General features: G+C 67.8%; 14 protein-coding genes. 5 read left to right on the forward strand and 9 right to left on the reverse strand.

Features of this window, described 5'->3' with window-relative positions; translation table 11 throughout:
• Positions 1-274 precede the first annotated feature (274 nt).
• The 3 genes from QP512_RS16185 to gap form a co-directional block, all read right to left on the reverse strand.
• Positions 275-1,651, reverse strand: a complete 1,377-nt coding sequence (locus QP512_RS16185; RefSeq protein WP_286069661.1) for a DUF3999 domain-containing protein — start codon at positions 1,649-1,651, stop codon at positions 275-277.
• A complete protein-coding gene (locus QP512_RS16190) occupies positions 1,648-4,332 on the reverse strand; it encodes a DUF2339 domain-containing protein (protein ID WP_286069663.1) in 2,685 nt (894 codons plus the stop codon). The genes QP512_RS16185 and QP512_RS16190 overlap by 4 nt, the downstream gene beginning before the upstream one ends.
• Positions 4,333-4,457: 125 nt before the next feature.
• Positions 4,458-5,462, reverse strand: coding sequence for a type I glyceraldehyde-3-phosphate dehydrogenase (gene gap / locus QP512_RS16195; protein WP_019660012.1), 1,005 nt, complete (start codon positions 5,460-5,462; stop codon positions 4,458-4,460).
• A 192-nt stretch (positions 5,463-5,654) separates the two neighbouring features.
• Here gap and QP512_RS16200 point away from each other — a divergent pair, with 192 nt between their 5' ends.
• Positions 5,655-6,284, forward strand: a complete 630-nt coding sequence (locus tag QP512_RS16200) for an OmpW family outer membrane protein (protein ID WP_286069664.1) — start codon at positions 5,655-5,657, stop codon at positions 6,282-6,284.
• Positions 6,285-6,488: 204 nt separating this feature from the next.
• Here QP512_RS16200 and QP512_RS16205 read toward each other — a convergent pair whose 3' ends face one another.
• On the reverse strand, positions 6,489-7,616 hold the full coding sequence (locus tag QP512_RS16205) for a GGDEF domain-containing protein (RefSeq protein ID WP_286069665.1): 1,128 nt from the start codon (positions 7,614-7,616) through the stop codon (positions 6,489-6,491).
• A gap of 113 nt (positions 7,617-7,729) precedes the next feature.
• Here QP512_RS16205 and QP512_RS16210 point away from each other — a divergent pair, with 113 nt between their 5' ends.
• The gene (locus tag QP512_RS16210; RefSeq protein ID WP_286069666.1) at positions 7,730-8,548 is read left to right on the forward strand and encodes a S1/P1 nuclease; all 819 of its coding nucleotides are present in this window, start codon (positions 7,730-7,732) and stop codon (positions 8,546-8,548) included.
• A gap of 11 nt (positions 8,549-8,559) precedes the next feature.
• A complete protein-coding gene (locus QP512_RS16215; protein WP_286069667.1) occupies positions 8,560-9,360 on the forward strand; it encodes an MBL fold metallo-hydrolase in 801 nt (266 codons plus the stop codon).
• 22 nt (positions 9,361-9,382) lie between these two features.
• Here QP512_RS16215 and QP512_RS16220 read toward each other — a convergent pair whose 3' ends face one another.
• From QP512_RS16220 to QP512_RS16240, 5 genes are all read right to left on the reverse strand, one after another.
• Positions 9,383-9,835, reverse strand: a complete 453-nt coding sequence (locus QP512_RS16220) for a hypothetical protein (RefSeq protein WP_286069668.1) — start codon at positions 9,833-9,835, stop codon at positions 9,383-9,385.
• Positions 9,832-10,710: a hypothetical protein gene (locus QP512_RS16225; protein ID WP_286069669.1), complete on the reverse strand. Its 879-nt coding sequence runs from the start codon at positions 10,708-10,710 to the stop codon at positions 9,832-9,834. The genes QP512_RS16220 and QP512_RS16225 overlap by 4 nt, the downstream gene beginning before the upstream one ends.
• Before the next feature lie 80 nt (positions 10,711-10,790).
• Positions 10,791-11,354 (reverse strand): hypothetical protein, encoded by a 564-nt coding sequence (locus tag QP512_RS16230; protein ID WP_286069670.1) that lies wholly within the window; start codon positions 11,352-11,354, stop codon positions 10,791-10,793.
• Positions 11,351-12,592 (reverse strand): TonB family protein, encoded by a 1,242-nt coding sequence (locus QP512_RS16235; protein ID WP_286069671.1) that lies wholly within the window; start codon positions 12,590-12,592, stop codon positions 11,351-11,353. The genes QP512_RS16230 and QP512_RS16235 overlap by 4 nt, the downstream gene beginning before the upstream one ends.
• Positions 12,585-12,950, reverse strand: a complete 366-nt coding sequence (locus tag QP512_RS16240; protein ID WP_010484077.1) for a BlaI/MecI/CopY family transcriptional regulator — start codon at positions 12,948-12,950, stop codon at positions 12,585-12,587. Before QP512_RS16240 ends, QP512_RS16235 begins: the two co-directional genes overlap by 8 nt.
• 118 nt (positions 12,951-13,068) lie before the next feature.
• On the opposite strand from QP512_RS16240, the gene QP512_RS16245 reads away from it, so the two are divergent.
• The gene (locus QP512_RS16245) at positions 13,069-13,626 is read left to right on the forward strand and encodes a flavin reductase family protein (protein ID WP_021203685.1); all 558 of its coding nucleotides are present in this window, start codon (positions 13,069-13,071) and stop codon (positions 13,624-13,626) included.
• A gap of 34 nt (positions 13,627-13,660) precedes the next feature.
• Positions 13,661-15,613, forward strand: coding sequence for an acetyl-CoA hydrolase/transferase C-terminal domain-containing protein (locus QP512_RS16250; RefSeq protein ID WP_286069672.1), 1,953 nt, complete (start codon positions 13,661-13,663; stop codon positions 15,611-15,613).
• Positions 15,614-15,647: the final 34 nt, after the last annotated feature.

The following is a 15,647-nucleotide window of genomic DNA, read 5'->3' on the forward strand; positions in this document are numbered from 1 at the left end:
TTCTGTAGAGCCGAGCCCATGCTCGGCTGGATCTACCGCGAACAGCAGCCGAGCGTGGGCTCGGCTCTACAAGAAGCGCGCAGCCAAGCTGCTTTTGCTTTTGCTTTTGCTCTTCTTCTTTCTCTTCGGTGGGTGGAAGCAACCGGAAACTGTCAGAGGCCGGGCGGGGTGGGTTCACGGCGTCTCCCGCGAACCCACCCCGCCCGGCCAAGCACGGCTTTTGCTTTACGCGACCAACCGCCCACCCACGAGGGGCTGCGCCGTTCGCCGGAACCTACGCCGAAGGCGCCGGCTTCTGCCGAAGCAGGCTGACCGCCAGGCCACCCACCACCAGCACACCCAGCCCCAGCAAGGCCCACAGCAACCACGCCTTCCAGTCACGCTGCGGTTGCAGCGCCGCGTCACCCGCCAGCGGCTCCGGGCTGCCCTCCAGGCGCGCCAGCGTCGGCTGCCATGACGGGTCATTGCGCTGGCGCAGCTCTTCAATCAGCACGCCGATCGGCGCCTCCATCCTGCGTGCAGTGGTGCTGCCCACCGCCAGCGCATAGGGCGCCGCGCCCTGGCTCAGGAACACCAGCACTTCCGGCTGGTAGCCCAGGCGCAGGGACGGCGCAGTCGCGGTTTCGGCAGGATTCGCAACCAGCTTCCAGTAGCGGTCGCGATGCACGCCCCCCAGCGGCTGTGCCGCCGACTGCTGGCGCGGGCCCTGCGTACCCTGCTGCAGCTGGTAGGCAATCCAAGGCGCACTGCGGCGCTGCCACTCCGCGCTCTCGTCGTCGCGGCTGAACAATGTCCACTGCACCAGGCTGTTGTCGGTGCTGGCCACGTCCGCACGCGCAACCGGGAACCGGCCATCCATTTCGAAGGTGTATTCACCCTTGCCCTGCGAGGTCGGCTCCAGCGACAGCCACTCCCACGGCAGTGTGGCCGGCGCCGGCGGCAGCTCGGCCAGTACGCTGCGCAGCGTCGGCAGGCGCGCATCGCCCTGCGCCAGCACGCGCAGGTAGCGGGCCTCGCCGTCCACCTGCAGGCGGCGCTGCAGCAGGCGCTTGCCGGCACGCTGCAGATCGACCAGCGGGATATCGCGCCCGATCGGGCGCCAGTGCTGCAGGTCGTCGCTGGCATCCAGCTGCACCTGTGCCTGCAGCGGCTGTCCGCTGTCGGCCCAATCCAGTACCAGCGCCGCCACCGGCTGCTGGCCGAGCACGCTGGCGTCGATCAGCCAGCCCCCCTGCCCGCTCGCCGCCGCACCGCCACTCACGCGTGCTTCGACGCGACGCACGCGGCCATCGGTATCGCGCTCGGTCAGCAACTGCAGATCGTTGCGCTGCGCTTCGGCCAGCGGCGGCAGTGCGAACCAGGGCAGTTCACGTTGCACCGGTGGCTGCGCCAGCGGCTGATCGGGCGCCAGCAATGCCGACGGCAGCGATTGGCCCGCGGCATTGAACACCTGCAGATCGCTCAGGTCCGCGGTACCGGCGCGACGGTAGATCGCCGGTTCCAGCACGACGCGATAAGCACCGGACTGTGCACTGGACAACGTCAGCGGCCACTGTTCGGCGTACTGCGTGCGGTAATCGGCGGCCTGCACCGCGACGGCGGCCAGCAGGCCGCACATCGCCGGCAGCAGCACCCTGCTCCACGTCTTCATTGCTTTTCCTCCACGGTCGGCGCCGCGCTGGGCGGTGCCGGTGCCAGATAACCCACGACCGTGCACAGCAGGCCGTAGGCGATGAACGATGCGATACCCAGCAGGTTGCCCAGGTGCTGGCGATCGACAATGACCAGCTTGGCCAGCACCACGCCCATCAGCACGGCGCCGACCATCCACAACACGCGCTGGCCGCGGCGCGAGCCCCAAACCCAGGCGATCACGCCGAGCACGCTCCACAGCACGGTCAGGCTGGTCTGCGCCAGGCTGAAGCGCATCATCGACGCGTTCCACGACAGGCCGCCCCACTGGTGCACGCCATGCAGCACCACGCTGGTCAGCGCAACGAACGTTGCCAGTGACAGCAGCGGCATGCGGATACCCAGCAGTGCCTTCGGCGCCTGATCGCTGTACAGCCAGCGCGCGAGCAGCAACAGGCTCAGCCACTGTCCAAGCTCGGCCGGGTTCAGCACCGGCAGCCACAGCAACGGGGAAGCATCGCCCGGCAACAGCTGGCCCAGCAGCCAGCCGATCGACAGCAGGCCGAACAGCACGCACTGCAGCGGCGTGCGCATGGGATCGAACGCTTCACCCAATGGCCAGCGCAGCGTATTCCAGCGCCACAGCGACAGCGACGCCATCAGCAGCCACGGCAGCGTCACCAGCAGCGTCGTCCAGCCCTGTGCCAGACCGGCCTCGCCGCCGCCCCACAGGGCCAGCAACGAAAGCAGCGAGGGCCACAGCAGCCACCACAGGAACTGCGCGATGCGCGCCACGCTGTCACCGCCCTGGCGCAGGCACAGCAGCGTGCGCACACCGAGCACGGCGAATACCGCCCAGGCCAACGCACCGTAGCCGGCGAACGGCTGCTGGTGCGCGTCGCTCTGCATCAGCGCCAGCGGGAAGCCCAGCGCCAGCATCGCCAGCGCAGTCACGCCCAGCGCACGGGCCGGCTGGCGGCGCTGCACTTCGGCGGCCAGCCAGGCCGTGACCGCAGCCAGCACCAGCAGCGCATCCACTTCGATGCGGTACGGGAAGAAACGGGTGATCTCGTGTACCAGGCCGCCCAGCCACCACAGCAGGCCCCACAGGTAGTAGACCAGTGCGATCTCATGGCGCGGCCGGCGCTGGTAGCTCCATGCCGAGGCGAAACCTGCCAGCGCCAGCAGCAGCGCGCCGATGGCGGTCGGATTGATCAGGAAGCGCAGGTCCTCGTGCCAGTGGTCGCCGCCGGCCACGAAGGCGAACGCGGCGCCGATCTGCAACAGTGCACCGGACACCTGCGGCAACCAGCGCTTCTGGCGCAGGCCCAACCAGGCCAGGCCGGCACCTTCCAGCGCGAACACCGCACCGGTGGCGCGTGCCGACAGCGCCAGCGGCACCGCCAGCGTGGCAAAGCCCACCGCCAGCACGGCATGCGACTGCGCCAGCACGGTGTACGACGCGCGCCGGATCAACGCCCACGCCAGCACCGCGTAGACCGCGGCCAGGCCGAGCGCGCACAGTGCCAGCGTCATCGGCGCCTCATGCAGCATGCCCGCCTGCAGCGAGAACGCGACCAGCGGCGTGCCGAACACCAGGCTGCCATCGACCAGGTCGCGCCGGCCGGCCGGTTGCCGGCGTGCGTAAAGCAGCGGGATCAGCAGGTAGAAGGCGAAGAACAGCAGCAGGAACGGCTCGGTGCTGCTGAACTTGTCCGGCGCGTACTGCAGCACGCCCCAGAACGTGCCGATGCCGAAGGTGAAGGCAAAGCCCAGCAGGTTCAGCGCGCGCCACGGACGGAACCAGGCGATGGCGAAGACGCCGGCATTGAGGACCGCGTAGTAGCTGAACAACCCCACGTGATTGCCGCGGCCGGTGGACAGCCACAACGGCGCCATGAAGCCGGCCAGGATGCCCAGCACCGCCAGCGTTCGCGAGTTCTGCACCACCGCAAGCACGCACAGGCCTGCCACCAGCGCGATCGAACTGGCGAAGGCAAACCCGGGGTTGAGCAACTCGAACCGTTTGAACGCGGCGAAGATGGTCAGCAGCAGCACGCCAATGGCACCGCCCTGCAGTGCCAGTGCAAACAGGCGCCGGCGCTCGCGCTGGTGCCAGCCGAACGCCAACAGTGCCAGTGCACCCACGGTGACACCGGCCAGGCGCAGTTCGATCGGCAGCACCAGCCAGCCCTGGTCACTGACGTACTTGAGCAGCGCGGCGACACCGGCCAGCAGCACCAGCATGCCGATCTTCACCGGCACGTTGCCTTCGGTGAACCAGCGCTTGACCGCGCCGATGCCGCGTTCGATGAAATTCGGCAATGCCGGTTCGGCCGGCAGCGGTGGCGCCACCGGTACCGGCGGCGGCGTGACGGCACGGGGCGCAGGCGTGTCGGCAGGCGGGGCTTCCGGCGCCGGCGGCTGCGGCGCCGGCGGCGCCGGCGGCGGTTGTGGTGTCGCCGCCACCGGCCGCAGGAACGGCGGATCGGCGCTGGCCGAAGGCGTCGCCACCGGCCGAGCAGGCGCCGCTTCGGTGGCGGTGGCCGCAGCGGGAGGCCGGGCGGCCGGCATGGTGGCCAGGGCACCTTCCAGCGCGGCCACACGGCGGCGCAGGCCAGCAATCATCACCAGCGCCACCACCAGCAGCAGCGGGATGGCCAGCAGAACCAGTACCACCAGGGCTATCAATGCTTCCATTGCATGCTTCCATTGCAATCCCGCGCCCCAGCGGCAGCGGTCGACCGGGCCATGCTACGACAGGGCCGGCCCCATAAACGACGAACCCCGGCCAGGCCGGGGTCCGCGTGCGATCTTCGCCGGCCTTACTTGGCGGCGACAACCTTGGCCATTTCCAGGCACTTGTTGGAATAGCCCCACTCGTTGTCGTACCACGACACGAGCTTGACGAAGGTGCCGTCCAGGGCGATGCCGGCGTCGGCGTCGAACACCGAGGTGTGGGTTTCACCGACGAAATCGGTGGCCACCACCTTGTCTTCGGTGTAGCCCAGGATGCCCTTCAGCGCGCCTTCGCTCTGTGCCTTCACTTCGGCGCAGATCTCGGCGTAGGTGGCTTCCTTTTCCAGCTCGACGGTCAGGTCGACCACCGACACGTCGGAGGTCGGCACACGGAAGCTCATGCCGGTCAGCTTCTTGTTCAGTTCCGGGATGACCACGCCGACGGCCTTGGCCGCACCGGTGGACGACGGAATGATGTTTTCCAGGATGCCACGGCCGCCGCGCCAGTCCTTGTTGGACGGGCCGTCGACGGTCTTCTGGGTGGCGGTGGCCGCATGCACGGTGGTCATCAGGCCACGCTTGATGCCCCACTTGTCGTTGATGACCTTGGCCAGCGGGGCCAGGCAGTTGGTGGTGCACGACGCGTTGGAAATGATGGCCTGGCCGGCGTAGGTCTTGTCGTTCACGCCGAACACGAACATCGGCGTGTCGTCCTTCGACGGGGCCGACATGATGACCTTCTTCGCGCCCGCATCGATGTGCTTCTGCGCGGTTTCCTTGGTCAGGAACAGGCCGGTGGCTTCCAGCACCACGTCGGCGCCGACTTCGTCCCACTTCAGGTTGGCCGGGTCGCGTTCCTGGGTCAGGCGGATCTTCTTGCCGTTCACCAGCAGGTCGTTGCCCTGCACGGCCACGTCGGCCTTGAAGCGGCCGTGCACGGAGTCGTACTTGAGCATGTACGCCAGGTAATCCGGCTCCAGCAGATCGTTGATGGCCACGATTTCGATGTCGTCGCCGAAGTTCAGCACCGCCGAGCGCAGGACGTTACGCCCGATGCGACCGAAACCGTTGATACCAACCTTGATTGCCATGTTCTCAAGCTCCTGCGGCCGCGACGGGTGCGGCGGGATGGATAGGGCCCACAAGTCTAGCAAACCGGGGCTGGCCACCGTGGGCCAGCCGCCGCGCCAGAGGGCGGGCGGACAGGATTTGATCCGGATCAAAGCGTTAGCGCGGCGTGAGGCCGAGACTGTCGCCATCCACCCAGCAACGAGATCACCCCCATGCGCAAGACCTCCCCCCTGATCCTGGCCGGCCTGGCCGCCGCCCTGACCCTCGCCGCCGCCCCGGCCATGGCCCAGTCCAAGGGTGACTGGACCGTCTCGGCCGGCGTCCACCAGGTGGCGCCGAAGTCGAACAACGGCTGGCTGGCCGGCCACACCCTGAAGGTCGACGTCGACAACGACGTCAAGCCGACCATCACCGGCGAGTACTTCATCGCCGACAACCTGGGCATCGAAGTGCTGGCCGCGCTGCCGTTCAAGCACGACATCAACATCAACGGCCTGGGCCGCGTGGGCAGCACCAAGCAGCTGCCGCCGGTGGTGACCCTGCAGTACCACTTCAACAGCAAGGGCAAGGTCTCGCCGTTCGTCGGCGCCGGCGTGAACTACACGACCTTCTTCAGCGAAGACACCACCGGCGCATTGGCCGGCAGCAAGCTGAAGCTGCAGGATTCGTGGGGCCTGGCCGCGCATGCCGGCATCGACTTCGCGATCGGCGAGAAGGTCGCCCTGCGCGTGGACATGCGCTGGATCGACATCGACAGCAAGGTGAAGTTGAACGGCGAGAAGATCGGCACAGTCAACATCGATCCGCTGGTCTACGGCGCGTCGTACGTCTTCAAGTTCTAAGCGTGTGCCGGGCGCGGGGGCTTCCCCCCGCTCCCCCGCTGAACGCAAAACCCTCGCAGCATGTTGCCCCGGTCTTTGCCGGGGCTTTTTTTTGGAAAGCATGCAGAGGCGCGCTCATCTGCAGAGCCGAGCCATGCTCGGCTATCGCGCGGAGCGCGCAGGTACCCGAAGAAGAGCAGCCGAGCACGGCTCGCTTTCAGTCGATTATTGATCCGGCGCCACTTCCACCCGGTTGCGGCCGCCTTCCTTGGCGCGGTACAGCGCTGCATCGGCCCGCGCCAATGCCTGTTCCAGCGTATCGCCACCATCGTCATGCCAGCGTGCCACACCGATGCTCACGCTCACCACCGGGGCCGCATCCGAATCGGCATGTGCGATCGCCAGCGCCTGCACCTGTTGCCGAAGCTGCTCGAACGGCGCTGATTCCGGTTGTCCCGGCGCCCAGTGCCCCAGCGCCACGAACTCTTCGCCGCCGTAGCGCGCCACCACCGAGTCGCTACCACGCAGCTGAGCAGCCAGGGTCGTCGCCACCGCATGCAGCACGGTGTCACCGGCGGGATGGCCGTGGTGGTCGTTGTAGCGCTTGAAGTAGTCGATATCGATCATGGCGATGCGCAGTGCGCCATGCGCATGCGGTGTACGCAGATAGCGCTGGAAGATCTGGTTGGCCTGGCGATCGAAGGCGCGCCGGTTCAGCAGTCCGGTCAGCCCATCGTGGTTGGCCAATGCATCCAGGCGTTGCTCGGCCCGCCACGTTGCACGCGCCTGCCGTTCGGAAATGTAGCTGCCGACAATGCCGGCCAGGTTGCTGGCCAGCACGAACATCACGCTCTGCAGCATCTGCGCCCAGTGCCGGCCCACCTGCAGCTCGGCCAGCACGAAGGCCAGCGCGATCAGGGTTCCGGTCAGCGTCGCTACCCCGAAGCGCAGCCCGCACAGAAAGTAGTTCAACAACAGGAACAGGCTGATGCCTTCGTAGGGGTAGTCCACGCCGGCACGGTGCGCGGTCCAGATCATGGTCACCAGCGCCAGCCCGCTGACCAGCACGACGCTGCCGCCCAGCCACTGCAGGTGGCGCCGCAGCACCGGCACGAAGGTCAGCGCGACGCCGAGCAGCAGTGCCGGCAGCAGAACGCCCAGCCGCCAGCGCAGCACCGGCGCGTGCACGTCCGGCGGCAACCAGTAGGTATCGAGCACGGCAAAGCCCAGCGAGAACGCCCCGGCCACGGCGCAGGCCCAGCGCATGCGCCAGACCACCTGGGCATCGAACGCGGCAGCGAACCCGTCGTCATCGGGATGCCCGGCCATGATGCGCCTGTCCGTGATCGCCATCGGCCCCTCCCCGCATGTGCACGGGCCACCCTAGCGCCCGCCGCATCAAGGCCGCGTGGCGAACACCAGGCGTGATCAAGCCCGGGCCTGCCGAGGCCCGCTAGAATGTGCGCATGAAAGCCCTGCACTCCCTGTTCCTCGCCGCCGCCCTGGCGCCGGCCCTGCTGTCCGCTTCCGCCCCGGCCCATGCCTGGGGCGCACAAGGCCACCGCCTGGTTGCCGAAGTCGCCGACGCCCGCCTCAACCCCGCCGCCCGCGCCGAAGTGGACCGTCTGCTGGCCACCGAGCCAGACGCCACCCTGGCCAGCATCGCGCCCTGGGCCGATCAGCTGCGCGCCAAGGACCCCGGCCTGGGCCGTCGCTCGGCCGGTTGGCACTACGTCAACATCGCCGAAGACAGCTGCCACTACGAAGCACCGAAGCACTGCAAGAGCGGCAACTGCATTGTCGAGGCACTGAAAGCACAGAGTGCCATCCTCGGCGAGCGCAGCCTGACCGACGGCGAGCGCCTGCAGGCGCTGAAGTTCGTCGTGCACCTGGTGGGTGACATCCACCAGCCGATGCACGCCGGCTACGCCCATGACAAGGGCGGCAACGATTTCCAGCTGCAGTTCGGCAACCGCGGTACGAACCTGCACTCGCTGTGGGACAGCGGCATGCTCAACACCCGCAAGCTGGACGATGCCGGCTACCTGCCGCTGCTGCAGAGCCAGCGCGCGCCGAAGCTGGCACGCCAGTCCAACCCGCAGCGCGACCCGCAGGCCTGGGCCGAGGCCAGCTGCCGCATTTCCATGCAAGCTGGCGTTTATCCGGCCACGCGTAAGATCGGTGATGAATACACCGAGCGCTACCGGCCGCTGGCCGAAGCGCAGCTGCGACTGGCCGGCGAGAACCTGGCGCAGTTGCTGAACCGCGTGCTCGGCACGCGCTGAGGAGCGTTCCAATGTCAGTCCAGGTGCAGTCGTTCTTCCACCGTGACAGCAATACCTTCAGCTACCTGGCCAGCGATCCGGCCAGCGGCGAGGCAGCGCTGATCGACCCGGTCCTGGACTACGACCCGGACACCGACGCCAGCAGCGAGTCACCGCTGCGCGACGTGCTGCAGGCCATCGAACAGCAGGGCCTGCAGCTGCGCTGGCTGCTGGAAACCCACGCCCACGCCGACCATGTGTCGGCGGGGCGTCGGCTCAAGCAGCGCTTCCCGCAGGCCACGCTCGCCATCGGCGAAGGCATCCGTGCGGTGCAGGCGACGTTTGCACCGCGCTATGGCCTGCGGCTTCCTGCTGCGGATGACATCTTCGACCACCTGTTCAGCGATGGCGAAACCTTCGCCCTTGGCGGACTGGATGGACGCGTGATCGCCGTGCCCGGGCATACCAGCGACAGCGTCGCCTACCTGATCGGCGATGCACTGTTCACCGGCGACTCGCTGTTCATGCCAGACGGCGGCACCGCCCGCTGCGACTTCCCGGGCGGCGATGCCGCGCAGCTGTACCGTTCGATCCAGCGTCTGCTGGCCCTGCCCGATGCGACCCGCGTATTCGTCTGCCACGACTACGGTCCGGGCGGTCGTGATTTCGCCAACGAAACCACCATCGGCGAACAGCGCGCGCACAACATCCACGTGCATGACGGCGTGGCCGAAGCGGAGTTCGTCAGCGTGCGCCAGGCCCGCGATGCCACGCTGGCCGAGCCGGCGCTGATGCAGCCGGCGGTGAAGGCCAACATCCAGGGCGGGGCGTAAGCCTTCGCCCCGGAGCCGGACATCACCCGCACACTGCAGGGCTGTTCCGTGCTGCAGTGGGCGCAATGCCACTGCGAATGCGCGCAATGACGACGCTGCGGCGGGTTGCAGGCGTGTTCTTCAGCAAGGTGCACACTGCAGGCCCCTGCCTGCGGTAGAGCGTCGCAGCCATCTCGCTGATTTCTTCACTGGCCATGCCATCGGCCACGATCATGAAATCGATCAGTGCCTGCAGCTGCGCCCGCGTCAGTCGACCACCATCGCGTTCCACCATCGCGTGTACAGCAGGGATCACACGGTCTTCGATGAAGGGTTCGTCTGCATTGCGCGCTGTGTCGGCACGCGCGTCGAGGACGGCGATGAACCGGGTTGCGATGACCACCATATCGGCGCCCTGGTCCCGCTCCATGGCCAGGCAAGGCGTCATATGCAGCCCCAGGTACACCAGGACGATGGTACCGAGCGCTCTGATCATTCGTAGATCACCTCGTGATAGACGGTTTCCTGCAGCAGGTCATCCTGCGTCGTGCCCACATACATCTGCCGTGACAGCACGCGCTGCGCAGCGAAGCGGATGCGCACGTTGTAACTCTCCGATGCGTCGCCGCCCTGCAGGTCCAGCACACCGCCGCCAGCATCTGCCTTCAGGGTTCCGCGATGCAGATCGAAGAGATCGCGGTACACCGAGTACGCCACGGGAACCGGCTGGCCGTCCACGCGCAGTTCCAGATGCGTGACCTCACGGCATGGCGCGGTGGTCCCGCCGCACGCAACGCCGCTTGCGGCCGGTGCATCGGCCGTGCGCATGGCAAGCGTGGCTTCCACCCGCCTGGTGGCAGACGCATCTGACAGGCGTACCTTCGACTTCTGCGTCAATACACGCGAGGAGGGGTCCTTCAGTTCCTGCAAGGCCTGCCGCAGGCGCTGCAGCTGTTCCACGCATTTCGCCGGTGCCCCTGGGGAATCGGTACAGACCGCCTGCAGCTGCAGCGCCTCCACCTGTGCAGCGGTGATTTCGCCGCGATCGACCTTCATTGCCACCGCGCCGGCCAGAAGCGAAAGATCACTGCGCTCTCCCCCATCGAGGATCGCCTGCCGTGCAACCGGCAGGAAGGCCGGCGGCTGGGCGGCGAGCAGTTCGGCGATGCAGGGCGGTCGCGGGCGGACCTGCAGCGCTCCCCGCAGATACGCCACGCGTGCGGGCTCGCCCAGCGCTGCCAGGTAGCTGCCGGCCGAGCAGGCCGGTGGACCATTTCGATATGCGTCCAGGTCGTGGTTGTCCTGCCCATGCGGCGTGCAACCGGCCAGTACACAGGAAAGCCCGGCCAGCATGACTGTCCAGATCTTCATCCCCAGCTTCCGTTGCCGTGACGCCCGCACTGTACGCCTGTGCGGGCGACGGCGCCTGCCTGGTCGCGCATGGCCCGGCACTACCGGCCCTGTGCACGCACCACATGCTGGCCCTTCACGACCTCGAAGGTGAAGGCGTACTGCAGGGTAACGGCCACCGGCTCGACCCGCTCGGCGCCGCGGCAGTCACCGCGATCGGCAGGTACCTTGCCCGCTGCGAAGTGGCAGACCGCGGCGGACGAGTACTTCCACATCGCAACCGCCTCCTGCGCGGCCTGCAGCAGGGGCGCGTTCTCCGGCGCCCGACCCGCACTGCATTCGCTGCGGTCGGTCAGCGGCATGCTGCGCTCAACGCTGCCCTGCGCATCCACCACCACCTGCAGGCAGACCGTGGTCGGCGGCAACGACGTACGTGGATCGCGCTCGCCCACCACCGGGTCAGGTGCCGTATGCAGCTGCGGCATGCGGTAGCCTTCGCTGGCGGCCAGCGTGTAGGGCTGGATCTGGCCGCCCCCTCCCCCCGCATCGGGCCGCAGGCGCTGGTGACCGACATTCTCGCTGCGGGTATCGACGGTGGTCAGGCGATCCTGGGTTGCACACCCCATCAGCAGCGCCGCCATCATCAACAGCGGCGCGGACCTCACTTCGCGTCCTCGGTGTCATCCATGGCGTAGGTGATCGGAATGCGTACGGCACCCGCCACCGCCTTGCCGTTCTTCACCGCGGGGCGATAGGTCCAGCTGCGCGCGGCGGCGATGGAGACGGCGTCGAACACCCCCGGATTGGTCGCACTGAGCACCTGCACATCGGTCGGCTGGCCCTGTGCATCCACTTCGATGCGCAGATTGACCACGCCTACCTGGCGTTGCTCGAAGGCGGACTTCGGGTAGGACGGTGGCGGCATCTTGTCCACCTGGATGGGACGGTCCAGCCCCGCCTTTGCCGCATCCTCTTGCGCATGTTCGAACGGCTCGACACCGATCCGGGTGCCACCGGCCGCACCGCCCTGGCTGGCCCACGCCACCGCGCCCATTCCCACGCACAACCCGACCACCAGCACCTGCCCCGACACCCACGGCAATGCCTTCCGCTTGGACTGCTTCAACATGGCGATACGCTCCTTCAACACGGGTTGGCTGCGCCAATGGCAGACCGCTGGCGCAACCGGGTGGACCAGCTGCGCCTTCAGCAGCGTGCTGGCATAGAGGCCCCGCAGCGCAGGCTGCGGGCCGATGGTGCGGGCATCGCAGGCCAGTTCCTGGTCGCGCAGGAAGCGGCGTGCGGCCCACGGCAGCAGCGGGTGGAACCAGAACACCGCGCGGACCAGCAGCAGCGCGCCGTTGGCCCAGTGGTCGCCATGGCGGCGATGGCTGCGCTCGTGCTGCAGGATCAGGTTCTGCTCCTGTGCGGTGAACCGCTGGTCGAATGCCGGGCCGACCACGATGCGCGGTCGCCACAGGCCGACCAGTGCCGGCAACCCGGGATCGCCGCTGGCCTGCCAGCTGCCATCGGCACGCGCACGCAGTGGGCCCATGCTGCGTTCGAAACGGCGCTGCGCACGCAGGTCGCGCAGCAGGCAGATGCCTGTCCCCAGCACCCATGCCAGCAGCAACAGCAGGGTCCACGGCAGTGATTGCCCGGTCAGTCCATCCACGGCCCCAGGCACCACTTTCAGCGGCACTGTCGGCACGTGCTGCAACACTGCAGCCTGTGGCAATGGCAGCAGCAAGGTCACCAGCAGCAACGGCAGCAGCCACCAGCTGCGATAGGCCAGCCCGGCGCCACCCAGGCTCACCAGCACCGGTCGCAGCGCCGCCAGCAGCAGCACGCCCACCGCCAGCCACAGGCTGGCCCGCCACAGTCCGTCGAGCAGCTCAGTCATGGTCCAGCTCCTGGATCAGCTTCTTCAGTTCGGCAATGTCCTGCGCGCTCAGCTGCCCACGTTCGCTGAAGTGCGCCACCAGTGGCGCCACGCGGCCCTCGAAGACGCGCCCGATGAAGTCCTGGCTCTGCGCCTCCACCCAGGCCTGGCGCTGCAGCAGCGGCCGGTACAGATAGCGTCGTCCATCGCGCTCGGCGGCAATCGCGCCCTTGGTCAGCAGGCGGTTGAGCAGGGTCTTGATGGTCGGCTCGGCCCAGTCGCGATGGGCCAGCGCGGCCACCACGTCGTCGGCACTGCGCGGTGCCTGCTGCCACAGCACCTCCATCACAACGGCTTCGGCTTCGCTGATCGGGGTCATGGTTTACATCCGTAATCGACGGTTTGATTACGCGCGTAATCGACATTCCTGTCAAGCCCCTCGACTCGCGGTTCATCCCGGCTGCGCCAGCATCGGTTCCTCCCGCCCCAGGCTTCGGATGAAAGCACTGCCCAAGAAGGACTTCCCGGTCGAGCAGGCCCGCCGCTTCCTCGAACCCGGCCCGATCGTGCTGGTCAGCACCGCCTGGCGCGGCCAGCGCAACCTGATGACGATGGGCTGGCACATGGTGATGGGCTTCTCGCCCTCACTGGTCGCAACCTACCTGTGGAATGAGAACCACAGCCATGCACTGGCCGTCGGCAGCGGCGAGTGCGTGATCAACGTACCCGGCGTGGAGCTGCTCGATACCGTGGTGGACATCGGCAACTGCAGTGGTCGCGAGGTCGACAAGTTCGCCCGGTTCGGGCTTGACGCGCTGCCCGCACGCGAGGTCGGCGCACCACTGGTCGGGCAATGTCACTCGAACTTCGAATGCCGGTTGTACGACGACAGCCAGGTGGCATCGAACAACCTGTTCATATGGGAAATCGTGCACGCACACGTAGCGCCACGGCCGAAGCTGCCGCGCACGGTGCACTACCGCGGCGATGGGCAGTTCATGGTGGCCGGCGCCGAAGTCTCGCGTCGACGGCGGTTCAAGCCCGACATGCTGTAATGCCAGCACTCCCCCACACGCAGGACCGCCCCGCATGACCGAACACCTCACCGACCTGGACGCCGCTGTCGACTGGTTGTTTGCGCGCGTGGACGGGCCGTTGCGGATCGGGGCACCGCTGGCGCTGGGCAAGCCGCACCGGCTGCTCAATGCCCTGTACGCGCGCGTCGAGCACGACCCGTCGCGGCCGTTGCAGCTCTACACCGCGCTGTCGCTGAACCCGCCCAAGGCGCGTGGCAACGGCCTGGAAGCGCGCTTCATGGCACCGTTCGCGCAGCGCCACTTCGGCGACGATTTCCCGCGCCTGGCCTATGCCGATGCGATCGCACGCGACGCGCTACCGGCACATGTGCAGGTGGAAGAGTTCTACATGCAGTCCGGCGCTCTGCTCGGTTCGCGCCAGGCGCAGTCCAGCTATACCAGCCTGAACTACACCCATGCCGCCGATGCGGTCGCCCAGCGCGCGCCGCAGGTGATCGTGCAGAAGGTGGCGATGCGGCCGGATGATCGCCGGCTGTCGCTGTCGTGCAACAACGACATCACCCAGGACACGCTCGATGCCATCGCAGCGCGTGGCCTGCCGCGGCCCCTGCTGATCGCCGAGATCGACCCACAGCTGCCCTACCTGGGTGGCTCGGCCACGGTCGATGTGTCGTTCTTCGATCTGGTGATCACTCCGCAACCGCCGTACCCGGCACTGTTCGGCCTGCCGCGGCAGCCGGTCGGCGATGCCGACTACGCCATCGGCCTGTATGCCAGCACCCTGGTCCGCGACGGCGGCACCCTGCAGATCGGCATCGGCACGCTGGCCGATGCGCTCAGCCATGCGCTGGTGCTGCGCCACACCGACAACGCGCGCTACCGCCGCGTGCTGCACGCGCTGGATCCGCAGCTGGCCAGCCACCCACTGGTGAAGGAAATCGGCGGGCTGGATCCGTTCGAGGTCGGCCTGTACGGCTGCAGCGAAATGCTCAACGAGGGCTTCCGCCGGCTGGTGCAGACTGGGGTGATCAAGCGCAAGGTGCACGACGACCTGGCGCTGATGCAGCGCATCGAGAACGGCAGCACGCTGTCCATCGACCACGCCACCCTGGCCGCCGAGGGCGAGTACCTGCACGGCGCGTTCTACCTGGGCTCCCCGGAGTTCTACGAGTGGCTGCGCACGCTGCCGGAAGACGAATGCCGTGCGATCGGCATGCGCCGCATCAGCGAGATCAACCAGCTGTACGGTGGCAACGAGACGCTGGAACGCCTGCAGCGCCGGCACGCGCGCTTCTTCAATTCCTGCATGATGGCCACCGCGCTGGGCGCGGCGGTGTCGGATGCGCTGGACGATGGCCGCGTGGTGTCCGGCGTGGGTGGCCAGTACAACTTCGTGGCGATGGCACATGCCCTGCCGGAAGCGCGCAGCGTGCTGATGTTCCGCGCCGCGCGCGATGACAAGGGGCGCCGCGAATCCAACGTGCGCTGGAACTACGGGCACACCACCATCCCACGCCACCTGCGCGACATCTACCTCAACGAGTACGGCATCGCCGATCTGCGCGGGCTGACCGACGAGGACTGCGTGCAGGCGATGACCGCGATCGCCGAAGCCCCGTTCCAGGGTGGCCTGCTGCAGCAGGCGCAGGCCGCGCGCAAGCTTCTGGCGGTGTCCCAGCCGGACCCGCAGCGCCTCCAGCGCAATACGCCGCAGGCATTGGCCGCGGCACTGGCCCCGTTCCGCGCCGATGGCAGCCTGCCGGACTACCCGCTCGGCAGCGACTTCAACGAGATCGAGCAGGTACTGGTGAAGGCACTGGGCTGGCTGAAGGCCAACACGCAGACCCGGGGCGACAAGCTGCGCACGGTCTGGGCCGCGCTGCGACAACCGGCCGGCGACGGCGATGCGGTGTACCTGCAGCGCATGGGCCTGCAGGCGCCCAAGGATTTCGCAGAGCGCCTGGATGCGCGCCTGCTGCGCCTGGCGTTGGCGCGTACCAGCTGAAACAGCTTCCGAGACGCGCCCGACGCACCGGCGC

Source organism: Stenotrophomonas sp. 57 (genome assembly GCF_030291075.1).
In the GTDB taxonomy this organism is placed as follows: Bacteria; Pseudomonadota; Gammaproteobacteria; order Xanthomonadales; family Xanthomonadaceae; genus Stenotrophomonas.